Source organism: Streptomyces sp. NPDC004539 (assembly GCF_040610055.1).
Classification (GTDB): Bacteria; Actinomycetota; Actinomycetes; order Streptomycetales; family Streptomycetaceae; genus Streptomyces.
This window is the reverse complement of record NZ_JBEXLS010000002.1, coordinates 173091-197099: the sequence shown is the minus strand read 5'-3', so window position 1 is coordinate 197099 and position 24009 is coordinate 173091. Positions and strand designations below refer to the sequence as shown.

Annotated in this window: 20 protein-coding genes; 11 read left to right on the top strand and 9 right to left on the bottom strand. The window is 71.3% G+C overall.

Annotation, left to right across the window (positions count from 1 at the left end; all coding sequences use genetic code 11):
- Position 1: 1 nt before the first annotated feature.
- From ABZX85_RS04575 to ABZX85_RS04565, 3 genes are all read left to right on the top strand, one after another.
- Positions 2-670: a TenA family transcriptional regulator gene (locus tag ABZX85_RS04575; RefSeq protein ID WP_355862491.1), complete on the top strand. Its 669-nt coding sequence runs from the start codon at positions 2-4 to the stop codon at positions 668-670.
- Positions 671-785: 115 nt separating this feature from the next.
- Positions 786-1937, top strand: a complete 1152-nt coding sequence (locus ABZX85_RS04570; protein WP_355862490.1) for a cytochrome P450 — start codon at positions 786-788, stop codon at positions 1935-1937.
- A gap of 5 nt (positions 1938-1942) precedes the next feature.
- Positions 1943-2140 carry a ferredoxin gene (locus ABZX85_RS04565; protein ID WP_355862489.1) on the top strand — a complete coding sequence of 66 codons (198 nt, stop codon included), beginning with the start codon at positions 1943-1945 and terminating at the stop codon, positions 2138-2140.
- Positions 2141-3032: 892 nt separating this feature from the next.
- Here ABZX85_RS04565 and ABZX85_RS04560 read toward each other — a convergent pair.
- On the bottom strand, positions 3033-4631 hold the full coding sequence (locus ABZX85_RS04560; protein WP_355862488.1) for an FAD-dependent monooxygenase: 1599 nt from the start codon (positions 4629-4631) through the stop codon (positions 3033-3035).
- A gap of 29 nt (positions 4632-4660) precedes the next feature.
- On the bottom strand, positions 4661-5674 hold the full coding sequence (locus ABZX85_RS04555) for a methyltransferase (RefSeq protein WP_355862487.1): 1014 nt from the start codon (positions 5672-5674) through the stop codon (positions 4661-4663).
- Between the two features lie 381 nt (positions 5675-6055).
- On the opposite strand from ABZX85_RS04555, the gene ABZX85_RS04550 reads away from it, so the two are divergent.
- Positions 6056-7675: an FAD-dependent monooxygenase gene (locus ABZX85_RS04550; protein ID WP_355862486.1), complete on the top strand. Its 1620-nt coding sequence runs from the start codon at positions 6056-6058 to the stop codon at positions 7673-7675.
- A 14-nt stretch (positions 7676-7689) separates the two neighbouring features.
- Positions 7690-8715 (top strand): methyltransferase, encoded by a 1026-nt coding sequence (locus ABZX85_RS04545; RefSeq protein ID WP_355862485.1) that lies wholly within the window; start codon positions 7690-7692, stop codon positions 8713-8715.
- A gap of 28 nt (positions 8716-8743) precedes the next feature.
- On the opposite strand, the gene ABZX85_RS04540 is transcribed toward ABZX85_RS04545, so the two are convergent.
- The gene (locus ABZX85_RS04540) at positions 8744-9220 is read right to left on the bottom strand and encodes a MarR family transcriptional regulator (RefSeq protein ID WP_355862484.1); all 477 of its coding nucleotides are present in this window, start codon (positions 9218-9220) and stop codon (positions 8744-8746) included.
- A gap of 138 nt (positions 9221-9358) precedes the next feature.
- On the opposite strand from ABZX85_RS04540, the gene ABZX85_RS04535 reads away from it, so the two are divergent.
- Both ABZX85_RS04535 and ABZX85_RS04530 read left to right on the top strand, forming a co-directional pair.
- Positions 9359-9868: a hypothetical protein gene (locus ABZX85_RS04535; RefSeq protein ID WP_355862483.1), complete on the top strand. Its 510-nt coding sequence runs from the start codon at positions 9359-9361 to the stop codon at positions 9866-9868.
- 164 nt (positions 9869-10032) lie between these two features.
- Positions 10033-11301, top strand: a complete 1269-nt coding sequence (locus ABZX85_RS04530; RefSeq protein ID WP_355862482.1) for a cation:proton antiporter — start codon at positions 10033-10035, stop codon at positions 11299-11301.
- A 54-nt stretch (positions 11302-11355) separates the two neighbouring features.
- Here ABZX85_RS04530 and ABZX85_RS04525 read toward each other — a convergent pair whose 3' ends face one another.
- From ABZX85_RS04525 to ABZX85_RS04515, 3 genes are read right to left on the bottom strand one after another with little or no spacing between them, the layout of a single operon-like run.
- Positions 11356-12216: an LLM class flavin-dependent oxidoreductase gene (locus tag ABZX85_RS04525; RefSeq protein ID WP_355862481.1), complete on the bottom strand. Its 861-nt coding sequence runs from the start codon at positions 12214-12216 to the stop codon at positions 11356-11358.
- A 16-nt stretch (positions 12217-12232) separates the two neighbouring features.
- Positions 12233-13231: a methyltransferase gene (locus ABZX85_RS04520; RefSeq protein WP_355862480.1), complete on the bottom strand. Its 999-nt coding sequence runs from the start codon at positions 13229-13231 to the stop codon at positions 12233-12235.
- Entirely contained in the window at positions 13231-14631 is a 1401-nt protein-coding gene (locus ABZX85_RS04515) for an NAD(P)/FAD-dependent oxidoreductase (RefSeq protein ID WP_355862479.1), read from the bottom strand. The genes ABZX85_RS04520 and ABZX85_RS04515 overlap by 1 nt, the downstream gene beginning before the upstream one ends.
- 200 nt (positions 14632-14831) lie before the next feature.
- Between ABZX85_RS04515 and ABZX85_RS04510 the strand changes: the two genes are divergently transcribed.
- On the top strand, positions 14832-15368 hold the full coding sequence (locus ABZX85_RS04510) for a VOC family protein (protein ID WP_355862478.1): 537 nt from the start codon (positions 14832-14834) through the stop codon (positions 15366-15368).
- Positions 15369-15459: 91 nt separating this feature from the next.
- Here ABZX85_RS04510 and ABZX85_RS04505 read toward each other — a convergent pair whose 3' ends face one another.
- Both ABZX85_RS04505 and ABZX85_RS04500 read right to left on the bottom strand, forming a co-directional pair.
- Positions 15460-16653 (bottom strand): FAD-dependent monooxygenase, encoded by a 1194-nt coding sequence (locus ABZX85_RS04505; RefSeq protein ID WP_355862477.1) that lies wholly within the window; start codon positions 16651-16653, stop codon positions 15460-15462.
- 209 nt (positions 16654-16862) lie between these two features.
- On the bottom strand, positions 16863-18509 hold the full coding sequence (locus ABZX85_RS04500; protein WP_355862476.1) for a multicopper oxidase domain-containing protein: 1647 nt from the start codon (positions 18507-18509) through the stop codon (positions 16863-16865).
- Positions 18510-18692: 183 nt separating this feature from the next.
- Here ABZX85_RS04500 and ABZX85_RS04495 point away from each other — a divergent pair, with 183 nt between their 5' ends.
- Together ABZX85_RS04495 and ABZX85_RS04490 are read left to right on the top strand one after the other, a co-directional pair.
- A complete protein-coding gene (locus tag ABZX85_RS04495) occupies positions 18693-19376 on the top strand; it encodes an SDR family oxidoreductase (protein ID WP_355862475.1) in 684 nt (227 codons plus the stop codon).
- 127 nt (positions 19377-19503) lie between these two features.
- Complete coding sequence (locus tag ABZX85_RS04490) at positions 19504-21678, top strand: MMPL family transporter (RefSeq protein WP_355862474.1); 2175 nt, start codon at positions 19504-19506, stop codon at positions 21676-21678.
- Between the two features lie 179 nt (positions 21679-21857).
- Here the strand turns inward: ABZX85_RS04490 and ABZX85_RS04485 are convergent, their stop codons facing one another.
- Complete coding sequence (locus ABZX85_RS04485; protein WP_355862473.1) at positions 21858-23057, bottom strand: cytochrome P450; 1200 nt, start codon at positions 23055-23057, stop codon at positions 21858-21860.
- Between the two features lie 142 nt (positions 23058-23199).
- On the opposite strand from ABZX85_RS04485, the gene ABZX85_RS04480 reads away from it, so the two are divergent.
- Positions 23200-23985 carry an SDR family oxidoreductase gene (locus ABZX85_RS04480; RefSeq protein ID WP_355862472.1) on the top strand — a complete coding sequence of 262 codons (786 nt, stop codon included), beginning with the start codon at positions 23200-23202 and terminating at the stop codon, positions 23983-23985.
- Positions 23986-24009 lie beyond the last annotated feature (24 nt).

The following is a 24009-nucleotide window of genomic DNA, read 5'->3' as shown; positions in this document are numbered from 1 at the left end:
CGTGCTGAGCAAGGAACTCCAGGAGCTGGCCGAGCCCGTGCTCGCCAAGGTCAAGGAGCACCCGTTCTGGGCGGGGCTGCGGGACGGCTCGCTGCCGCCCGAGTCCCTCGCCCACTTCGTCGAGCAGGACACGGCCCATCTGCTGCCCGCCTACGCGCGGGCGATGGCCCGCACCGCCGCCGCGACCCGGTGGGACGAGCACGCCGCGCTGCTGGCCCGCTCGGTCACCGGCTCCCTGGAGGCCCGGGACCGGCTGCGCACCGCGTACACCGAGCTGACGCCCCGGCTGAAGCTGCCGGCGGTGTCGGACACGCCCGAGGTCACGGCCGCGACCCACGCCCACTGCACCTTCCTGCACGCCGCGACCGCCTCGACGGTCGCCGCGGGGATGGGGGCGCTGCTGCCGATGGTCTGGTTCAACCACCGGATCTCCGACGACCTCCTGGAACGGCACACGCCGGGCTCCCGCTACGCCGAGTGGATCGAGGCGTACCACCCGGGCGAGGGCTACCGGTTCGCCGTCCGGGCCTTCATGACCGCCTACGACGAGCTCGGGGAGCGGATGGCCGTGCCGGGCCGCGCCGAGCTCGTCCAGTACTTCACGACGAGCGTCCGCTACGAGTGGGCGTTCGCCGAGGCCGCCTGGTCCCGGTCGGGCTGGCCGCTGTGAAAACCATGACCGTCGTACCGTCTGTGAAGGGATCGATGTGACTGCCGACGTGAGCCCCGAAGTGTGCCCCCATGCCTCGAACCCGCCGAGGTATCCGTTCGCCTGGAGCCCCCCGATGGAGATGCCGGGGGCGCTGCGGGACGTCCACGGCGCCTCCGCGATGGAGGTGACGCTGCCGAGCGGTGACACGGCGACGCTCGTCACGCGCTACCAGGACGTCCGCTCCCTGTTCGCCGACAAGCGGCTGTCGCGGAACATCGCGCGGCCCGACTGCGCGCGGATCTCCAAGGACAACGACCTGTTCATGGACCCGCACATCGACCCGGACCCGCCGAAGCACACGCAGGTGCGGTCGCTGGTGACGAAGGCGTTCACCGCGCGGCGGATCGAGGCGCTGCGGCCGTACGTCCAGGAGGTCGCGGACGAACTCCTCGACGAGATGGCCGCCGGCCCCCGCCCCGCCGAACTGAACGAGGCGTTCGCGTTCCCCCTCCCCATCAAGGTGATCTGCAAGCTGCTCGGCGTGCCCGCCGAGGACCGGGACCAGTTCCGGGGGTACGTCGACGGGTTCCTCGCCGTCACGAAGCTGCCCCCGGAGGAGATCGGCAAGGCCCGGCAGAACCTGTGGAAGTACCTCGGTGACCTCATCGAGGCGAAGCGCGAGAACCCCGCCGACGATCTCATCAGCGAGTTCATCCGGGTCCGCGACGAGGACGACAACCGGATGAACGAGCACGAGCTGCACTTCTGGTGCCAGGGGCTGCTGATCGCCGGGTACGTCACGACGGCGAGCCAGATCGGTACGGGGACGGCGGTGCTGCTGAACCGCCCCGACCTGGTCCGGGAGATCCAGGCGGACTGGAGCCTGGTCCCCTCGGCGGTCGAGGAGCTCCTCCGCACGCAGATCATGGGCTCCTCGGTCGGCACGATGCGCTACGCGGTCGAGGACATCCCGCTCTCCGACGGGTCCGTCATCAAGAAGGGGACCAGCGTCCTGCTCTCCGAGGAGGGGGCCAACTGTGACGCCGAGGTCTTCGAGAACCCCTTCGAGCTGGACATCCGCCGCCAGGAGAACCACCACATGACCTTCGGCGCCGGCATCCACTACTGCGTGGGCGCGGCCCTGGCCCGCATGGAACTCCAGATCGCCACGGAGAGCCTCCTGCGCCGCTTCCCCGACATCCGCCTGGCAAAACCGGCCGAGGAACTCCCCCGCGCCCTGGGCGGCTTCATGGAGGGCTTCACCGAGATCCCGGTCGACTGGTGAGCCCCATGCGCATAGTCACCACCCCCTCCACCTGCGCGGTCAGCAGCCTCTGCGTCTACCGCCTCCCCGCCATCTTCGACCAGGACGAAGAGGGCCTAGTCCTCCTCCTGAACCCCCACCCCACCCCCGCCCAGGAAGAAGAAGTCCACCGAGCCGCCCGAGCCTGCCCCACCAACTCCATAAAGATCATCGACACAGACTGACTCTCTCCACCCACACCCGAAGGCCCGGGACCCCCCAACGGCTCCCGGGCCTCCGCACGCCCTGACACATGGGGGCCAGGCAGGGGGTGGGGGTCACGCGGGCAGGCGTAGGGGATGGGTGAGGTGGCGGGGCGGGGGGGGTTCTTGGGCGGGCGTCGGGTGCGCGGGGGGGGTGTGCGTGCGGCGTCGGCTGCACAAGACGTGGCAGCGGACGTGCTCCGGCCGGCGGGCGCCGTACGCAGGTCGGCATCCAGAACCACCGTTCGCCGTTCGCCGTTCGCCGTTCGCCGTTCGGCGGGCAGCGGGCAGCGGGCAGCGGGCAGCGGGCAGCGGGCAGCGGGCAGCGGGCAGCGGGCAGCGGGCAGCGGGCAGCGGGCAAAACTACCCGGCCCAACCCCGGGCAAGCACCATCCCCAGACGCCGGACGCCGGGCGCCGTTCGGCAGGCGGCAGGCGGCAGGCGGCAGGCGGCAGGCGGCAGGCGGCAGGCGGCAGGCGGCAGGCGGCAGGCGAACGTAGCCACTCGGGGAAGCTCAGCGCAGCAGCACCCGACAGAACTCAGCGACCCCCACGAGCCTCAGGGGCGCGGGGCCGTATCGATGTGCGGCTACCGCCGCGTGGGCGCGATCAGCCACGACGCACCCGCACCCAACCACTCACGGGCACCCACTCCTTCAGGGGCGCGGGGAACTGCGCGAACAACCACGACGCACCCGCACCCGGCAAACCGGACCAGCCACCCTCCCCCCAGGGGCGCGGGGAACTGCGCGACCAGCCACAGCTCACCCGCACCCGCCCGACAACCCCCAACCCACCCAGCCCTCCGTCCCCCCTCCCGAACAGCAACGCCGGACAAGCTGAGTTTCAGCTTGTCCGGCGTTGTGGAGTGGGGATCAGGCTCGGCCGAGGAGTTGCTGGACCGCCTCCGTCAGCTCCTGTTCCGGCTTCTCCCCGGCGGAAGCCGACCGCCAGGAGACAAACCCGTCGCTACGGACGAGGACGGCCCCGTCGGAACCGATGCTGTGCCGGGAGGCGAACGTGTCGGCGGGGTCGGCGAGGCCACCCGTACCGAGACGGTGCACCGCGAGGGAGACCCCCAGCCGGGACGCCACCGCAGAGGCCGCCGCCTCCCAGGCCCCGCCGGCCGCAGGGGTGACCAGAACAGGCCCGGCCCCGTACAGATCCAGCGACGATACCGACTCCCCGTCCCGCGACAGAGGAACATGCGGCGCCCGAGTCCCCGGCTCCCCGGAAAGCAGCCGAGGCAGCACCGGCGCCCCCTCGGAGTACCGGTACCCGAAGACGGTCGTGCTGTAGCTGTCCGCGGGAGACAGCCCCCCGTCCTCGCCCCCTTCCTGCCCGGTCCGGTCCTGCATCATCGCCATGGTCTGCTGAAGCGTCATCCACGCGACGGGCTGCCGCTCCGCCTGATACGTGTCGAGCAGCGACTCACCCCCGCTCCCGTCCAGCACAGCGACCAGCTTCCACGCCAGATTGTGCGCGTCCTGGATCGCGAGACTCGCCCCGAACCCCCCGGTGGGCGGCACGAGATGCGCCGCGTCCCCGACGAGGAACACCCGCCCCCGCCGGTACTCCCGGGCGACCTGCGCCCCGATGACGAAGCTGAGCCACTTCGCCCCGCCGGCCGGCAGCTGCGGAACGATCCGCACATCGAGGTCCGGCACCCCGATCGCCGCCCGCACCAGCCCGACCGCCTGCACCTCGGTCACCGTCTCCAGCGTCGTGTCCGGCGGCATCGGCGTCGCGAAGATCCACCGCTTGTCCCCGTCGTGCGCGAAGAGGATCGTCGACGGCGCCGGCTCGTCGAGGTAGCAGACCCCGACCGGCCTCCCCCGGGCGGCCTCGCTCAGGTCCGCCTCGAACAGCACGGAGACGGTCGTCGCGAACTCCCCGGGCCCGTCCAGCTCGATCCCGAGCCCGGTGCGGACGGGGCTGCGCCCCCCGTCGGCGGCGATCAGATACCGCGCGCGGACGGTCCGCTCGGCCCCGCTCTCCCGGTCCCGCAGCACCGCGGTGACGCCGTCGTCGTCCTGCTCGAAGGAGACCAGCTCCGTCCCGAAGGACAGCTCCGCGCCGAGTTCACCGGCCCGCTCGCGCAGCACGTGCTCCAGCCGGTCCTGGTCGATCGGCGCCCACTCGCAGGGGCTGACCTCCCCGCTGGGGTCGGGGCTGTCGGTGGGGCCGGCGAAGTGCTCCTCGGCGGCCAGCGTCCGCGCCCTGATCATCTGGAGCTTGCTGAAGTCCGTGGCGAGGCTCGCCTCGGCCCAGATCCGGGACTCCAGGCCCGCCTGCCGGTAGACCTCGACGGTACGGGGGTTGATCCCCCGGGAGCGGGGGTGGCTGAGGGTGTCGGGGTGCCGCTCGACGACCAGGGTACTGACCCCGTGCCGGGCGAGGAAGGCCGCGGTCGACAGGCCGGTGACCGCGCCCCCGACGATCAGCACCTGTACCTCGGTAGGCGCCTTGCTCATGGACGAACTCCTCTCTGTGGCGGCGGGGTTCAGGGCTTCTTGCGGCAGACGACGAGCGTGTCGTACTCGCTGAGGGGCGAGACCTCGACCTCGGCGAACCCGACGCGCTTGGCGACGGCGACGGCCTCGGAGACCGGGTACTCCTCACCGCCGTCGGTGACGAGGAGCATGTCGAGGCTGATGACGAGGTTCTCGATGTGCGTGGACTCGTCCTCCAGCATCCGGTCGTAGACCAGCAGGGTCCCGCCGGGGTTGACGGCGTCGTACGCCTTCGCGATGAGGGCGGCGCGCTGGCTCTCGTCCCAGTCGTGCAGGACGTGGCCGAGGATGACGACGTCGGCGGTGGGCAGCGGGTCGGTGAAGAAGCTGCCGCCGTGGAAGGTGACGCGCTCGGTGAGGCCGTCCTCGGCGACGCGCTCGTCGAAGAGGGGTTCCATCGCGGGCAGGTCGAAGACGTGGCCGGTCAGGTGGGGGTGGTGCTTGGTGATGATGGAGCAGAGGTTGCCGCGGGCGCCGCCGACGTCGAGGACGGAGGCGTGCCCCGACCAGTCGTACTTCTGCGCCAGCTCCGGGCCGACGACGTGCGTCAGCGCGTCCATCATCCCGACGAACTGGCGCAGGATGTGCGGGTTCTTCGTGACGGCGTCGAAGTCACTGCCGGACTGCTGCTGTCCCGTCCGCAGCCCCTCCGACAACCTCCCCCACGCCGGGTACAGGTTCCGGTTCGACCTCTCCAGGAACCCGCCGACGTACGTCTTCTCCCCCTGCACGAGATACGTGTCGGCCCCGGCGGCGTTCCGGTAGATCCCCCCCTCCCGCTCCAGCAGCCCGAGCGCGGTGAGCAGGCTCAGGAAGTCCCCGAGCCCCCGCCCGTGCAGGCCCAGCGCCTCCTTGATCTCCCCCTCGCTCGCCTCCCCCTTCTCGTGCAGCACCGTGAACAACCGCAGCTCGACGGCCGTCAGCAGCGCCTTGGCGTCACAGAACATGTTCCCCAGCCGAATGATCCCAGCAGGGGTCCCGACGTCCGGAATGGTGTGCGACATCCGCGTGTACTCCTTCCAGCGCCCACGATGGCCGAGTTGCCCCGCGGCCCGAGGACCCTCCCACCCCAAAGTCGAGACCCCCTCGAACCCGACCGGTGCGATCCGCTGCACGGCGACCAGCCACGTCTTCTCAGGGGCGCGGGGCTGTATCGATATGCGGCTCCGCCGCGGGGCACGACCAGCCACAACGCACCCGCACCCTCCAACACGACGACCAGCCACGTTTTTCAGGGGCGCGGGGAACTGCGCGACAAGCCACAACGAACCCGCACCCGCCCCACAGCCCTTCACCCCCGAACCCCCTCTCCACCACCCCTTGAGCCCGCGCAGCTATTCATCTCGCGTCCGTCCGACCGTCCGGATCGTCCAGAGGGGACACGCATGTACGACGTGAGGATTCCGGTGCTGATCATCGGCGGGGGGCCCGTAGGGCTGTCCACCGCCCTGTTCAGTGGCCGCCGAGGGATACGCACGATGCTGCTGGAGAAGCGCGACAGCACCTCCACCCTCCCCCGCGCCCCCGGCCTCCAGGCCCGCACGATGGAACTGTTCCGCGCGGCCGGCCTCGGCCCGGAGATCAGGGCCCTGGAGATGGGCGACTCGCACGCCTATTTCGAGGGCGGCATCATCAAGGTCCACACCTTCGCCGAGATCGACGACGCGGTCCTCCTGGAGGCCCCGTCCCTGGACGGCCCGACCGTCAGCCCGGAGCGCGTCATGGGCTGCGGCCAGGACCGCTACGAGAAGGTCCTCGCGGACAAGGCCCGCGAGTCCGGCGCGGACGTCCGCTTCGGCACCCGCCTGATCTCCTTCGAGCAGGACGAGGACGGCGTCACCGCGATCGCCGAGGAGACCGGCGGCAAGCGGTACACGATCCGCGCCGACTACCTCGTGGGCGCCGACGGCGCCGGCAGCCGCGTCCGGGAGTCCCTCGGCGTCCCGCGCAGCGGCCGAGGCACCGTCTTCGACGCCCTGAGCATCTACTTCCGGGCCCCCGAACTGGAGGTCCTCCTCAAGGACGCGAAGTTCATCCTCTGCTACGCCAGCGCGGGCGGCACCCTGATGGGCCTGTCCCGGCTGCACGGCTGCGACCCCTGGCTCGCGACCCCCCTCTACTACCCGGAGAAGGGCGAGAAGCCGGAGGACTTCGACGACGACCGCTGCCGGGACATCGTCCGCCGCGCGGCCGGCCGCGACATCGACGTGGAGGTCGTCGCGAAGGTCCCGTGGCGCGGCGCCCAGCTCGTCTCGGAGACCTTCCGCGAGGGCCGCGTCTTCCTCGCGGGCGACGCCGCGCACGTCCACCCCCCGGCGGGCGGCTTCGGCGCCAACACGGGTATCCACGACGCCCACAACCTGTCCTGGAAACTGGCCGCGGCCCTCCAGGGCTGGGGCACGGACACCCTGCTGGACACGTACGACGCGGAGCGCCGCCCGCTCGGCACGGCCATGTCGGAGCAGGCCCTCGTCCGCAACCGCATCCGGCACGGGTACGCCACCGAGCAGGACCGCGCGGACTTCGTGGACGACGTGATCATCACGCTCGGCTACCGCTACCGCTCCTCCTCGGTGATCGCCGCGCCCGGCGCCAAGGTCCTCTCCCCGGACCTGGAGCTGACGGGCGAGCCGGGCACCCGCGCCCCCCACCTGTGGCTGCGCAGGGGCGAGGAGACGATCTCCACGATCGACCTGTTCTGGGACTCCTACGTCCTGCTCACCGGCCCCGAGGGCGCCGCCTGGGCGCAGGCGGCGACGAAGGTCGCGGAGAAGCTCGGCGTCCCGCTGCGCACCCACGCGGTCGGCGCGGGCGAGGCCCTGAAGCCCAGCGACCGGGACGCCCGGCAGTGGACGGACGTCTACGGCGTCGGCGCGTCCGGCGCGGTCCTGGTCCGTCCGGACGCGTTCGTGGCGTGGCGTTCGCCGGGTCTCGCGGGCGATCCGCTGGCGGTGCTGTCGGACGTGATCGCCCGGGCGGCCGGCCACACGCCGGCGTCGGTCTGAGAGGGGTCCGCGCGATGACGGACGCGAGCGCCGCCGGGGGTCCGGCGGCCGTGCTCGGGCAGGCCATGGCGTTCCAGTACGCGAAGCTCGTGCTGACGGGTCTGGAGCTGGGCCTGTTCGAGGCGCTGGCGAAGGAGCCGGGCACCGAGGAGGAGCTGCGGGGCCGGCTCGGTCTGCACGCCCGGGGCACCGGGCATTTCCTTGCGGCACTGGCCGAACTGGGCTTCCTGGAGCGGGACGCGGCGGGCCGGTACCGGAACGCGGCGCTGACGCGGGACTCCCTGGTGCCGGGCGGTGAGGGTTATCTGGGCGGCTTCCTGCGGGCGGCGGACCAGGTGATGTACCCGGCGTGGGGGAAGCTCTCGGAGTCGCTGCGCACGGGGGCGCCGCAGGCCGCGACGTTCTCCGGCGAGGACATGTTCGGCGAGCTGTACGACAGCGAGGAGAAGAAGGGCGGGCTCGTCGGCATGGCCGAGGACGCCAGCCGTCCGCTGATCCCGGCGCTGACGTCCCGGTTCGACTGGTCGGCGCACCGCTCGGTGCTGGAGCTGGGCGGCTGCCGGGGGAACGTGCTGGCGGGGCTGGTGCGGGCGCATCCGCATCTGGAGGCCCGGGTGTTCGACCTGCCGCAGATGGAGCCGGACTTCACGGCGCACATGGCGGCGATCGGGATGACCGGGAAGGTCGGTTTCCACGGCGGGGACTTCTTCGCGGGGCCGCTGCCGGCGGCGGACGTCGTGATGATCGGGCACTCGCTCATCGACTGGAACGACGAGCAGCGCCAGGCGCTGGTGCGGGCCGCGTTCGCGGCGGTCCGGCCGGGCGGGGCGTTCCTGGTGTGGGACCCGGTGATCGTGCACGGCGCGGACAGCTATCTGCGCAACCTGGTCCGCAGCCTCAACCTCCAGCTGATGACCCCGCACGGTACGGGGTACGACCTGGAGCAGTGCGCGGCCTGGATGCGGGCGGCGGGTTTCGCGTCCGTCGGCCACACGACGCTGGGCCACGACGTGACGCTCGTCGTCGCCAGGAAGGGGTGAGCCGCAGTCCCCTCTGCCGGGGTACCGCTCAGCCGCGAATCCGGGTCACGTGCTTCTCCTGGACCTCGCGGCTGCCGCGGACGAAGTCGAGCAGCAGCGCCAGCTCCTCGGCCGAGTACTTCTGGAGCCCGGCGTGCGCCTCCTGGGCGAGCGGCATGTAGATCTCCGCGGCGGCCTTCCGGGTCCGCTCGCTGGCCCGGACGACGGACCGGCGCCGGTCGCCCGGGTCCGGCTCCCGGGTGAGATAGCCGAGTTTGTCGAGCCGGTCCAGCATGGCCGTGACGCTGCCGGTGGTGAGTCCGAGCGCCGCACCCAGTTCCCCGGGTGCGGCGCTCTCGCGCTGCAACAGGACGTCCAGGCAGCGCAGGTCGGTCTGGTTGATGCCGAGCCTGACCGCGGCGGACGCGTCGACCGCCTCGACGGCGCTCTGTAGGAGCCGGACCTCGTTGGCGAGCTCCCAGCACAGCGCCTCTTTGTCCAGGCCGGTCACAGCTTCACTTGACATTCAAGTATCTCGACCTTCAAGATAGGAGTACGCCTTGACAGTCAAGATAGTTGACCGGCAAGGAAAATCAAGCCGTAGAAAATCGGGAATGTTGCCCGGGTTCCAGAGAGGAACGCTGTGATGAGCACCCCGCACGACATGAACAAAGACAGTAACAACACGGAGAGCGCCGCCGAGGACTCGGTCCTGGTGGAGGTGTACTACACCTCGGAGAAGAAGCTCGGGCACTGGACGAAGGCCCGGCAGATCGAGGTCCGCGCCCGCCGCTCCTCGCTCCACCTCGACCTGCGCTCGCACCAGATCCCCGACGGCGAGATCACCGTCCGGCTGCTGGCCGAGCGCTCCACGGTCAAGCTCCTCGTCCCGGACGGCTCGGTGATCGACGAGACGGGGCTCGAACTCCCGGACAACTCCAAGGTCAAGGACACCCAGCGGCATGCCCCGGGCACCGGCGGCCGGCGCATCCGGCTGACCGGCCGGCTCCAGCACAGCGAGGTCCGGATCTCCCGGGGCGGTATGGCGAATCTCTCCTCGATGTTCAGCCGCGAGTTCATCGAGGAGACCCGCAGGGCGCACCGCGACGGCGACCACCCCGCCCTCCCGGACCCGACGCTCCCGGGCCCCCGCCCCAAGAGCGACGACGTGTGACGGCTTCGACACAGGCTTGAGCGGCTCCCTTTACCGTCTCGCCCTGCCCGTCAGGAACCCTGGCGGGCGGGCCCCGAGACCGAGGAGAGCTGTGCGATGAGCCCCGAAGAACCGTTCCCCGAACCGGCCGCCCCCTCCCCCGACGCCAGGGAAGGGGGCCCGCGATGGAGCTGAGCACCCTCGGCAGACTGCTCCTCGCCCTGGTGGTGATCGTCACCGTGGCCCGGCTGCTGGGCGCGCTCGCCCGCCGGCTTCAGCAGCCCCCCGTGATCGGCGAGATCATCGGCGGGATTCTGCTCGGCCCGACGCTGTTCAGCGGCGACATCACCGCCGCCCTCTTCCCCTCCGACGTCCGCCCGTCCCTGACGGACCTGGCGAACATCGGCGTGTGCGTGTTCATGTTCCTGGTCGGCCTGGAGTTCAACCGGGACCTGCTGCGCGGCCAGGGCCGGATCGCGGCGAGCGTCTCCCTGAGCGCGATCGTCCTGCCGTTCTCCCTGGGCGCGCTCCTCGCCCTGTACCTCACGGGCAACCACCCCACCGACGACAAGCTCGCCTTCGTCCTCTTCCTCGGTACGGCGATGTCGGTGACCGCGTTCCCGGTGCTGGCCCGCATCCTCACCGACAAGGGCCTCATCAGTACGCCGATCGGGGGGCTCGCGCTCGCCTCGGCGGCCGTCGACGACGTCCTCGCCTGGTCGATGCTGGCGGCCGTCGCGGCGCTCGCCGGAGCCGCGGGCGCCCCCTGGCACGTCGCCCTGGTCCTGCCGTACGCCGCGCTGCTGCTGTGGGGCGTACGGCCGCTGCTGGCCAGGCTCGCCGCGCGCGGCAAGGGGGAGCGGGCGAACTGGGCGGTCGACGCCGCGGTGCTGGCCGCCCTGGTGGGCGGGCTGTACCTGTCGGCGCGGGCCACCGAGTGGATGGGGCTGCACCTCATCTTCGGGGCGTTCCTGTTCGGCATCGTCCTGCCGCGCGAGGGCTCCGTCCGGCTGCGCAGCCGGGTCCTGCCGTGGGTGGAGCGGGTCTCCTCGCTCCTCCTGCTGCCGGTGTTCTTCATGGTCGCCGGCCTCAAGGTCGACCTGTCGAAGATGGACGCGACCGCGCTCGGGGAGCTGGGGCTGATCCTGCTGGTGGCGATCGGCGGCAAGTTCACCGGCGCCTTCTTCGGCGCCCGGATCAACGGCGTCCAGCCCCGTCACTCGGTCGTGCTGGCCCTCCTCATCAACACCCGGGGGCTGACCGAGCTGATCGTCCTGACGGTCGGGCTCCAGATCGGCGTCCTCGACCAGCCGCTGTACTCGCTGATGGTCGTGATGGCGCTGGTGACGACGGCGATGGCGGGCGTCGTCCTGCCGTTCGTCTACCCGGCGGAACGGGTCCGCCAGGACCTCGCCGCCCGCGAGAGCCCGCCGACGGCACGGCGCGTGCCCTGAACACAGGGGCGGGGCGGCTGCGCAGCCGCCCCGCCCTGTTCCGTACGGCGCCGCTCAGCCCAGCGCGGCCTTCGCGAGCAGCTCCAGCTGGCCCGGGTCCGCCGTGCAGGGGAAGACGAGCAGCTCGTCGCAGCCCGCCTCCTCGTAGGCGGCGACCGTCTCGCGCAGCGCCTCGGCGCCGATGACGACGGCCTTGGCCGCCATCTCCGCCTTGGGTCCGATGAAGGCGTAGTACGCCCTCAGATAGCTCTCGGCGACGTCCCGGGCGCCGGGCCCCAGGCAGGCGTACACGAGCGCGACGAGCCGGGGTTTCTCCGTCCGCCCGGCCGTGCGCCACGCCTCCCGGGCCCGCCCCGCGAGGTCCGCGTACCCGGTGGCGGAGCTGCCGCCGGCGATCCAGCCGTCCGCGTGCCGGGCGGCCCGCGCCATCGCGGCCGGGGTGTGCCCGCCCACGATCAGCTCGGGCCGGCCGTCCTCGGGGAAGGCCGGGCCGATCCCGGGGACCGGGCCCCGGCCCGCCCAGATGTCCTTCATCTCGGCGATCATGCCGTCCAGCCGGCGGCCCCGGTCCCCGTAGGTCGCGCCGGTGGCCCGGAAGTCGTCGTCCCGGCCGCCGGCGGCGACCCCCAGCGTGAGCCGGCCGCCGGACAGGGCGTGGACGGTGGCCGCCTGTTTGGCGAGCACCGCCGTCCCCGGCCGGTAGGCGGCGATGAGGATGCTGGAGGTGAGCCGGATGCGCTCGGTGACCGCCGCGGCGGCGGCGAGCGAGGTCATCGACTCGTAGTTGTCGTACACGAGCCGGTCGAGCACGCCGAGGCTCGCGAAGCCGAGGTTCTCGGCCTCGCGCGCCCAGCCGGTGAGCCGGGCGCCGTCGACGTCCGGCACGGTCGTGGGCAGCCCCACTCCTGTCTCCATGGCGGGCTCCCTTCGGCTAGGCGGGTTTGCGGGCGACGAGCAGCGTGTTGCCCAGCAGCAGCGGATGCCGGGTGACGTCGGTGAACCCGGCCACCTTCATCCACTGTTCGCAGTCGCCGGGGTGGTAGCCCGCGCCGGCCGGGGTCATCACCAGCATGTGCAGGCTGGACACCAGCGCGGGCAGGTGCGGTTCGTCGCCCGGCATCGGGTCGTACACCAGCAGCGCGCCGCCGGGCGCGACGGCGTCGTACGCCTTGCGCACCAGGGTCTTGCGTTCGTCGACGGAGAAGTCGGCGAGGACGTGGCCGATGACGACGGCGTCGGCGGCGGGCAGCGGGTCGGCGAAGAAGTCGCCGCCGGTGAACTCCAGGCGCCCTTCGACGCCGAGGGTCTTCGCGTGCTCGGCGCACGGTCCGGCGTTCTGCGGGCGGTCGAAGACCCGGGCCGTCAGATGCGGGCGGGCCTGGAGGATCAGCCCGGCGAGGTTGCCGCGCGCGCCGCCGACGTCCGTGAGGGTCGCGTAGCCCGCGAGGTCGACGGCGTCCAGGAGCTGCGGGACCAGCGGGGCGCTGAGGGCGTCCTGCATCGCGAGGAACGTCTGGCGGGCCCGGGGGTCGTCGAGCATCGCCTCGAAGTCGCCCTCCGCCTGCGGCTTCCCGGTGCGCAGCGCCTCGGTGAGCCGGCCCCAGGCGGGGTAGAGGACGTAGTTCGCGCCGTCGAGGAAGCCGCCCCGGAAGTTCTCGCCGCGCACCAGGTACCCCTGGGCGAGCGGGCTGTTGCGGTAGCGGCCCTCGGTCTTCTCCAGGAGGCCGAGGGCGACCAGGGCGTCGAAGAAGTCGGTGGCGGCGCGCGCGTGCAGCCCGGTCGCGGCGCGCAGCTCCTCGGTCTCGGCGCTGCCCTCGACGGTGCTCGCGAGGGCCGTGAAGACGCCGAGTTCGACGGCGCTGAGGAGGAGTTTGGAGACGGTGAAGCTGTGGGCGAGTCCGCTGATCTTGGTGAGGTCGTCGGGGGTCATCAGCTCTGCGTCCCTTCGGCGCGGCGCAGGCCCAGCTTCGGCCCGAAGGCGAGGTAGAGACCGCCGACCGCGTTGGCCGGGTTCATCGGGGCCTGCTTCTGCTCGTGCACCTTGTTGAGGTTGGCGAGGGGGTTCGGGTCGCCGCTCTCGGCGCCGTTGAGGTGGGCGTGGACGCTCGCGTAGACGTCCTGCGCGTCGTCCATGTCGGCGATGCCGGTGACGATGCGGTTGAACGCCTCCTGGAGGTCGAGGCTGTCGCGCTGGCTCTGGGTGAGGCGCTGGGCGTTGTAGAAGTGGTGCTCCTTGCCCCGGTAGCTCTCGTAGAAGACGGAGACGAGGACGAGGAGGCGTTCGTAGGCGTGCCGGTAGACGGTCTGGTAGAACTCCCACGCCTCGTCCTCGGCGACCTCGCCGCGCAGGACGCTGCCGAGGCTCGCGGCGCTGAGCATGCCGCTGTAGGTGGCGAGGTGGACGCCGGTGGAGAGCAGCGGGTCGAGGAAGCAGGCGGCGTCGCCGCTGAGGAGGTAGCCGGGGCCGCAGAACTTCTCGGCGGTGTACGAGTAGTCCTGCTCGACCTTCATCCCGGCGACCTGCTCGGCGCCCTCCAGCATCCCGGCGACCTGCGGGCACTCGGTGAGGACCTGGTCGTACACCTCCTGGATGCCGCCCTGGAGGCGCTTCTTCTCGTTGAAGATGTCGCGTCCGGTGACGAGGCCGACGCTGGTCGTCCCGTCGTGCAGGGGGATCACCCAGAACCAGCCGTCGGGGGCGGAGCAGACCGCGATGGCGCCGTCGGGGCCCCGGTCGAGACGCTTGACGCCCTTCCAGTAGGTCCAGGCGGCGACGTTCTGGAACACCTCGTGGTACTGCCGGTTCTTGTGCTGGCGGGCGGCGACGAGGCCGGTGCGGCCGGAGGCGTCGATGACGTAGTCGAAGGAGATCCGGCCGGACCGGGAGGGGTCCTTCGTGCCGGCCCAGCTGGCGGCGACGGGGCGGCCGTTCTCGAAGTGGACCTCCTTGACGGTGGTCTCCTCGACGACCGTCACCCCGAGTTCGGCGGCGTGCCGCAGGAGGATCTCGTCGAACTCGGAGCGCACCACCTGCCAGGCGTTGGTGCCGTCCGCGCCGAGGCCGCCGAAGTTGACCTCCCACTCCTCGGGTCCCCAGAAGAAGTAGGCGCCGCCCTTGGGCTGGAAGCCGTGGCGGTTGACCTTGTCCCAGACCCCGAGGTGTTCGAGGATCGGCCGGCAGGACGGGAGGATCGACTCGCCGATGTGGTAGCGCGGGAACTTCTCCCGTTCCAGCAGCGTGACCTCGAAGCCCTCCTTGGCCAGCAGACCGGCCGCCGTCGAACCGGCGGGGCCACCCCCGATGACGAGGATCTGCGTGGAGTCGCGCATGAGATCTCCAATCTCTGCGTCCCCCCGGGACGCGGTAGCGGGGCGGAATGCCGTTCGCCACCGTGGAGCCCTGCGCTGGAAAGGGAGTTGAAGAGGGCTCGATGCACTCGTTCGAGTGGTGTACGAGCTTCCCCCGAGCAAGAATCGGCCACTGTCTGGCTCAATCGTGCTCTGTACATCACAAGCACGAGGAGTGACCGATGAGGACGTCGTCGAACGCGCGAAGATGGGCCGCGAGCACGGGGGTGACCGCGCTGCTGCTGGTGGGCCTGAACGGTGTCGGCAACGCCATGGCCGAGCCGGAGGCCGTGAACACGGCGGCGGTCGCCGCGGCGGCCCCGGCCCGTTTCGGCCAGCCGAACCTGTACACCAGCGACGTCGACAAGATGCTGAACTTCTACAAGAACGCCCTGGGATTCCAGGTGGACTTCCGGTTCCCCGCGACGGGGACCGCGGCTTTCGGAACCGTGTCCAAGGGGGACGCCTACTACATCACCTTCACGTCGTTCGACACGATCAAGCAGAACACTCCGCTGAAGCACATCGGCAAGTCGACGCAGAAGCAGTCGGACGTCGCCGTGCTCTTCGCGGACGTGGACGCCGCGTTCAAGAAGGCGAAGGACGCCGGGGCGAAGGTCCTGATGGCACCGAAGAACCAGCCGTGGGGCGAGCGCCAGGCGTACGTCGCCGACCCTGAGGGCAACTACGTGCAGATCTCCACGCATTCGGACCACTGAGCCGGCTGAGCCCGCTCAGTTCACCGAGCCCCGATGAAGGGGGAACCGGCAGGGCACGGCCCCTGCCGGTTCCCCCACGGCCGCCGCCCCCTCAGCGGGCGGCGGCCACGGCGTTCTCGGCCACCTTCTCCTCCCAGGAGACCCGGTAGGAGTACACGGGGACGGTCGCCTTGACGCCGAGCTTGAGGAAGAACGGCAGGACCAGGTCGCGGACCGTACGGGCGAGGCCGTTGGCCGCCGCCTTCTGGTTGCCCGTCCTGCGGCCCTCCTTGATGATCTTCTCCACGCGGTCCTGGCGGATCGCCTGGAACGCGGCGAACGCCCGCTGCGGGGTGGGCAGATCGCGCAGGCACTTGGCCAGCACGATCGCGTCCTCCATCGCCATCGACGCGCCCTGGCCGACATGCGGCGAGGTGGCGTGCGCGGCGTCGCCGACGAGGCAGACCTTCCCGCGGTGCCACAGCGGCAGCGTCAGCATGTCGTAGATGGGGTAGCCGATGATGCCGTCGGACGTGGAGTCGATGATCGCCGAGACCGGGTGGTGGTCCTTGGCGTGGCGCTCCAGGAGCCGCTTCTTCCACACGTCGTGCGGGGTCCGCTCGGTCTCGCCGCGGCCCGGCTCGACCGGCTCGTGGTAGTTCTCGAACCAGTAGACCTCGCCGCCGGGGATGGTCTGGTAGCCGAAGAAGCCCTTGTAGCAGAACGACATCCGCATCACGCCGTCGGCGGGGGCGGCGTCCCGGGAGCGGGTGTAGCCGGCCGTGCCGATCACCCCGGTGTACTCGGGGTGGGGGGCGTCGGGCATGACGGTGTAGCGGGTCTTGGAGTGGATGCCGTCGCAGCCGATGAGGATGTCCGCCTCGGCGGTGGAGCCGTCGGCGAACCGGATCAGGACGCCGTCGTCGGTCTCGGCGACGGTCTCGAAGAACTTGCCGTACTCGATGCGGATGCCGTGCCGGACGGCCGCCTCGCGCAGGCCCTTGTTGAGCAGGCCGCGCTTGAGGAGGAGCGTCTCGGCGGGGTTCTCGCCGAGCTTCTTGCCGTGGTGGTTGAGGAAGGCGGTGCTGGTGGTCCGGCTGCCGTACTGCTCGACGTCCCCCCGGATGCCGAGGGTGTCCAGCACGGCGAGGCCGTTGGGCGCGAGGTTGAGGAAGGCGCCCGCGTCGTCACGCGGCTCCGGGCTGCCTTCGTAGATGACCGCCTCGATCCCCGCCTTCTGGAGGTAGAGAGCCAGAACCGGTCCGGCGATACCGCAGCCGATCAGGGCCGCACTCCTGGTGTTCATCGCAGTGTTCCTCCTGGAACCTGGGCAACATTTCGTTGTCGACCCGACTCGACTTCCCTTGAGGATCGATCTTCTTGACCTTCAAGGCACTTCTTTATCTTGAGGGTCGAGATACTTGAATGTCAAGTGAAGACCTCACGCGCCCCCGAAGCGGCCGGAAAAAAACGCCGCACCCGGAAGCCCGGGTACGGCGTTCGCTGTCATGGCGATCAGTGGTGGGACGCTTCGACGGTCCGCGGCGCGCTGCTCTCCGTCCCCGGTTTCACCACCGTGAACTGGCCCATCATTCCCACGTCCTCGTGGCGCAGGATGTGGCAGTGGAACATGTACGGCGTCTTCGGGTCGGTGTACGGCGGCAGCGTCACCGCGAGCCGCATCGTCCCGCCCGGCGGCACCCGCACGGTGTCCTTCGGCCCTCTCAGCCACGCCTCCGGCTTCTTGCCGCCGTAGTCGACGACGTTGAACGTGAGCCCGTGGACGTGGAAGTTGTGGACGACCTCCGCGTCACCGCTCACCTCCCAGATCTCGGTCTTGCCGGCCGGGCAGACCTCGTCGATCCGGCTCATGTCCATGCCCTTGCCGTTGATCACGGTGCTGTTGAAGTCGAACGTCCGCACCTTCGCGTCCGCCGGGACCGTGATCGCGGCCTGCGCCCCGCGCAGCCGGCCGGGCAGCGGCGCCGACGCGGCGAGGCTCGCCTTTGCCCGCACCTCGATCATGTCGAAGGTGTCCTCGCCCCCGCCGAACCGCTTCGTCGGGAACGACAGCCCGAGCTCCGGCGGATAGCTGCGCAGGACGGTCTTCTCCCCCGCCTTGAACGCGACGACGATCTCGGCCCGCTCCCCCGGCGACAGCTGCAACCGCCTGAGCGGCACCGGCTGTTCGAGCAGCCCGTTCTCCTGGGCGACGAGGTGGAACTCGCGGCTGTCGGTGAACGCGAGGTTGTAGGAGCGGGCGTTGGAGCCGTTGAGGAGCCGGAAGCGGACGAGCGAGGTGGAGACCTCGACGTGCGGGTTGTACGTGCCGTTGACGAGGATCTTGTCGCCGAGCACCCCGGGGCTGCCGACCCCGGCGAGGCTCTGGAGGAAGGAGGCGCCGCGCAGGTCGATGGAGCCGTCGTCGTTGAAGGCGCGGTCCTGGAGGATCAGCGGGATGTCGTCGACGCCGTAGGAGTTGGGGAGCCCCGCGCGGTCCGCCTCGTCGTCCTCGACGACGATCAGGCCGGCCACCCCTCGGGAGACGTGGTCGGCGGTGCTCTGGTGGGGGTGGGGGTGGTACCAGAGGGTCGAGGCGGGCTGGGCGATCTCCCACTGCGGCTTCCAGGTCTCCCCGGGGCGCACCATCTGGTGCGGGCCGCCGTCCATCTCGGCGGGCAGGTGCATGCCGTGCCAGTGCAGGGTGGTCGACTCGGGGAGGTCGTTGGTGAGGGAGACCGCGACCTTCTGGCCCCGGCGCACCCGGAGGGTCGGGCCGAGGAAGGCGCCGTTGACGCCCCAGGTCGAGGTCTTCTTGCCGGGCAGCAGCTCGCTCTTGCCGGTCTGGGCCCTGAGTTCGAAGACCCGGCGCCCGGAGCCGTCGTCCTTGCCCTCCAGGAGCGGGGGGATGCGGACCTTGTTCTCGAAGGAGAGGTCACCGACGTTGCTGAGTTTGCGGCCCCGGTAGGCGACGGCGAAGTTGGCCGCGTAGGCGCCGGCGCCGAGCACGCCGATGCCGAGCAGTCCTCCGGTGATTAACAGAATCCTGCGGCGGATGGTCCGGGGCCGTTTCGCGGGCGCCCCACCGCCGCGCGCCACGTCCGAGCCGCTCTCCTCACTTCCCCTGCGAGGGTCGGTCGTGGAGCTTTTTTTACCAGTCATTGGGGAATTATGGGCTTGCCCGCACGAGCGCCGCCGGGGTCTTGCTCGATTCCTGCTCGATCGAGTGCCCGGCAGACCCATGAATCCGCAGGTCAGAAACGTGTCTTGAGGTTCGAGAGATTTTCCAGCCGACGACCCCATAATCGGCGCCAGCCCGTGCCCGCGCCCGGCCCTGGAGTCGATATGCCCGTTTTCCGCACCGCCCTCGTGACCGGAGCGAACCGGGGCCTCGGCCTCGCGGTGGCCGCCGAACTGTACTCCCGGGGCCACCGGGTGCTGCTCGCCGCCCGCGACGGGGACGCCGCCGCGAAGGCCGCCGGGACCCTGGGCGAACGGGCCGTGCCCCTCGTCCTCGACGTCACCGACCAGTCGTCCGTGGACCGCGCGCTGGCGGAGGCGGGCGCGGTCGACGTGCTCGTCAACAACGCGGGCGTCCAGCTCGACTGGGGCGACGCCCCCTCCACGATCGGCCTCGACCGGGTCCGGCAGACCCTGGACGTGAACCTGCTGGGCGCCTGGCGGATGGCGCAGGCGCTGCTGCCGGGGATGGTCGGGCGGGGCTGGGGCAGGGTCGTCAACGTCTCCAGCGGCGCCGCCTCCTTCGCGTACGGGCCGGCCGCGCAGTGTCCGGCCTACTCGGCGTCCAAGACGGCGCTGAACGCGCTGACGGTGATGCTGGCCAAGGAGACCGAGGGCACCGGCGTACTGGTGAACTCCGTCAACCCGGGGCTGGTCAGGACCCGGATGCGGCCCGACGCCGAGCAGTCCCCGCAGGACGCGGCCCGGCGGATCGCGGACGCCGCGGCCCTCCCGGACGACGGTCCCTCGGGGGCCTTCCTGCGCGGGGACGGCACGATGCCGTGGTGAGAGCGGACGGCCCGAACCGGCCGGAACGGACGGGCGCGGCGGCGGCTCTAGCGTGACTGTACTCGGACACTAGCGGTGTGTGCGTCCATGTCTCCCCATCTCTTCCACAAGGGGAATCACGACCACCATGTCTACTCGTCCACCCGAGGCCGCCTCCGCCGTCAGGCCCGGTCAGGCCGGTGTCTTCTCCCGGATCGCGGTGTTCGCCAACCGGCACCGATGGACCGCCCTGATCCTGTGGCTCGTCGTGCTCGTCGGCGTCTGGGCCGGCGCCTCGCAGGCGGGCGACCGCTACCGGGACGACTACTCGCTGCCGGGCACCGAGACCCAGAACGCCCTGGAGATCCTGAAGGAACACGGCGCGGGCAACGCCTGGAACACCGTCGACATCGTCCTGCACGACCCGAAGGGCCTGAAGAACTCCGGCACCGAGAGCGCGGTCGCCGGAATGCTGGCCAAGGTCAAGACCCTGCCCGGGGTCGTCCAGGTCAGCAGCCCCTACGACGAGCAGTCGGCCGTCTCCGCCGACGGCACCGTCGCCTACGCGACCGTGGAGCTGAACCAGGCGTCGGAGAACGTGCCCGCCTCGCAGAGCCAGAAGATCCTCGACACCGCGCGGGAGATCCAGCAGAAGGACGGCCTCCAGGTCGAACTGGGCGGCGAGGCCGCGCGCAAGCTGGGCAAGAACCAGGGCAGCGGGGCGGAGGGCGCCGGGATCTTCGCGGCCCTGCTGATCCTGCTGCTCATGTTCGGCACGGTCGTCGCGGCGAGCCTGCCGATCATCACCGCCGTCTTCGCGGTCGGCGCCACGCTCGGCATCATCGTGCTCGCCTCGCACGCGTTCACGATCGCCAGCTACTCCCCGTATGTCATGTCCCTGGTGGGTCTGGGCGTCGGGATCGACTACGCGCTGCTGATCTTCGCCCGCTACCGGGCCGAGCTGGTGAAGGACGTCGCCCCCGACGAGGCCGAGCGCCGGGCGCTGGAGGGCGCCGGGCGGACCGTCCTGTTCGCGGGCAGCACGGTGATCATCGCGCTGCTCGGCCTGGTCGCCCTCGGGATCGGCTCGCTGCGCGGCATGGCCCTCGCGGTCGCGCTGACCGTGCTGCTCACCATGCTGGCCTCGCTGACCCTGCTGCCGGCGCTCCTCGCGATCTTCGGCAAGCGGTTCGCCCGGCAGTTCACCGCGCGCCACCGCAAGAGAGCGGAGAAGGGCAGGCCCGAGGAGGGCGCCCGGTGGCGGGCGTGGGGACAGGCCGTCCAGCGGCGCCCGTGGGCCGCGCTGCTGCTGCCGCTGGTGGCGCTGGGCGCGCTCGCGTACCCCGCGACGGATCTGCGGCTCGGCCTCGCCGACGCGGGCAACGATCCGGACGGCACCACCAGCCGGGTCGCGTACGACCTGCTGGCCAAGGGGTTCGGTCCCGGGTTCAACGGGCCGCTGGTGATCGTGACCGAGGGCGACGACGCCGTCAAGGCCGCCGGCACCGCGGCCGGCACGCTCAAGGACACCCCGGGGATCGCCGTGGTGAACGGCCCGATCCCGACCGAGGACGGCAAGGCCGCCATGCTGCTCGCCGTCCCGAAGACCGCGCCGCAGGCCACCGCGACCTCGGATCTCGTGCACCACCTGCGGGACGACGTGCTGCCGAAGGTCTCCGAGCAGACGAAGACCCGTTTCCTGGTCGGCGGGGCGACGGGGGCGGTCATCGACTTCTCCGACACGATCGGCGGGAAGCTGCCGCTGTTCATGACGATCGTGATCGGCCTGTCGATCCTGCTGCTGATGATGGTGTTCCGCTCGGTGCTGATCCCGCTGAAGGCCGCCGTGCTCAACCTGGTCAGCGTCGGCGCCGCGCTCGGCGCGGTCTCCCTGGTCTTCCAGCACGGCTGGTTCGGCGCCGAGGCCGGGCCCATCGAGGCGTTCATCCCGACGATGATCTTCGCCATCGTCTTCGGGCTCTCCATGGACTACGAGATCTTCCTCGTCTCCCGGATGCGCGAGGAGTGGCTGCGCACCCAGGACGCGGGGCGGGCGGTCCGGGAGGGGCTCGCGCACACCGGGGCCGTCGTCACCGCCGCCGGGGCCGTGATGATCGTGGTGTTCGCCGGGTTCATGCTCAGCCCGGACCGAATGCTGCGGCAGTTCGGCTTCGGGCTCGCGGTGGCCATCCTCATCGACGCCGTCGTCATCCGCTGCCTGATCGTGCCGGCCGCGATGCGGCTGATGGGGGCACGGGCGTGGTGGCTGCCGGGGGCGCTGGCGCGGGCGCTGCCGGAGGTGCGGGTGGAGAGCCACTCGTGACGGCCGCTCGCGGCAGCCGCCTGTGGCGGCCACTCATGACGGCCACTTCCAGCGGCCACTCGTAGCGGCACGAGGGGAGCGGTACGAGGGAACGGGTGCCCGGCGGGAAGCCGCCGGGCACCGCTCAGCGGCCCGGCCCGCGGGCTACTCGACGAACCACGCCCGGCACGGCCCCGCCGTCACCACTCCACCGGCAACGACAACAGCCCTCGGGAGACCGGGTGATCCTTCCACCGCAGTCCGTGCTCCGGGACGGCCAGCCTGATCCCCGGCAGTCTCCGCAGCAGCGTGGCCACCGCCACCTGGAGCTCCATCCGGGCCATCTGCGCGCCCAGGCACCGGTGCACCCCGTACCCGAAGGCGAGGTGCGGGTTGGCGCCCCGGCCCACGTCCACCAGCTCGGGCGCCTCGAAGACGGCCGGATCGTGGTTGGCGGACCCGATCGCGGGGACCACCGCCTCGCCCGCCCGGATCAGGACCCCGCCCAGCTCGACGTCCTCCAGGAGGACCCGGGGCAGCGCCCCGCTGATCGCCGACGGGTTGTACCGCAGCAGCTCCTCCACGGCGGTCGGCACCAGCTCGGGCCGCTCCCGGAGCCGCGCCAGCTCCCCGGGGTTCAGCAGCAGGGTCAGGACACCGCTGGAGATCGCGTTGACGGTGCTCAGATAACCGGCGGTGACCAGCAGGAACGCGAACCCGACGAGTTCCTTCTCGGTGAGCCGCCCGCCCTCGTCGCGCTCGGCGACCAGCGCGCCCAGCAGATCGTCGCCGGGGTGTTCGCGGCGCAGCGCGATCATGCCGGAGACGTAGGACTCCAGGTGGCCGCGGGCCGCCACGATCTCCTCCTGGGAGTGCCTCGTCATGCTGAACGCGGTGTCCGTCCACGCGCACAGCTGCGGACTGTCCTGCGGGGGCACCCCGAGCAGCTCCAGCACCAGCATGAGCGGCACCGGTAAGGCGAGCCCGGGCACCAGGTCGCCCGGCGGCCCGGTCTCGGCGAGGGTGTCGAGGAGGGAGTCGGCGAGCCGCTGGGTCCAGGGGCGCAGCCGCTCCACCCGGCGGTTGGTGAAGTGCTTGACGGCGAGCCGGCGCAGCCGGACGTGGTCGGGGCCGTCCATGCCGAGCATGACGTCGGGGCCCGGGTTGGAGGCGCCCATCCGGGGGGCGTCCGGGGCCTCGGCGGCGGCCCGGCTGAACCGGTCGTCGTTCAGGACGAGTTGGACGTCGGCGTACCGGGTGACCAGCCACGCCTCGTCGCCGGTGGCGAGCACGACCCGGGCGACCGGGGCCTCCTTGCGCAGCAGGGCGAGTTCGTCGGGCTGGGCGGTGCCTCTCGGGAAGGCGAAGGGGAAGTCCAGCGGTCGGTGTTCAGGCGCCATGGCCTGCGCTCCTTCGGTGTGGGGGATTTCGGCCCGGCAGTTCATCACGAACCGCTTCACATCGACTCAAGAGCACGGGTCGCGCCATGGGGTTCGAGCGGGGCTCGACCGGCTGTGGGGCGGGCGCGGTGACGATGCCCGTATGACTGTCATCGTGATCACCGGAGGCAGCCGGGGCATCGGACTGGGGCTGGCGCGGGCGTTCACGGCCCGCGGATGCCGGGTCGTGCTCTGCGGCCGGGACGAGGGGACGGTGCGGACGGCGGCGGAGGCGGCCGGTCCGGAGGCGCTCGGGGTGCGTGCCGACGTCACCTCGCGGGCGGACGTCGGGCGGCTGTGGGAGGAGGCGGTGGAGCGCTTCGGCCGGGTCGACCACTGGATCAACAACGCCGGTGTGGCGCTGGCTCCCCGGCTGCTGCACGACGTCCCGGAGGACGAGGTGCGCCGGCTCGTCGACGTCAATCTGATGGGGGCGATCAACGGGTGCGCCGTCGCCGTCGACCGGATGCTCGGGCAGGGCGGCGGTTTCGTCTGGAACATGGTCGGTTTCGGCAGCAACGGCCGGATCTCCCGGGGCATGGCGCCGTACGGCTCGACGAAGCGGGCGCTGGCCTATCTGCACGAAACCCTGACCCTGGAGGCGAAGGGGACGCCGGTGCGGATCGGCCTGCTCTCCCCCGGTCTCGTCGTCACCGAACTCGTCGCGGACAACGACCTCCGCTCCGACCTGCGGGGCCGCCGCCAGCAGGTGTACTACAAGGTCCTCTCCGACCCCCTGGACGTCGTAGCGCCCTGGCTCGCCGCCCGCATCCTCGCCGCCACCCGCAACGGCACCCGCGCGGAGCGCCTCACGGGCCCCAAGGCGTGCGGGCGGCTCGCGTCGGCCCTGGTCCGGGGCCGGCTGCACCCGGCGCTGCGGGCGTCCTGAACCTCCCTCCCCCCCTGTTCAAGG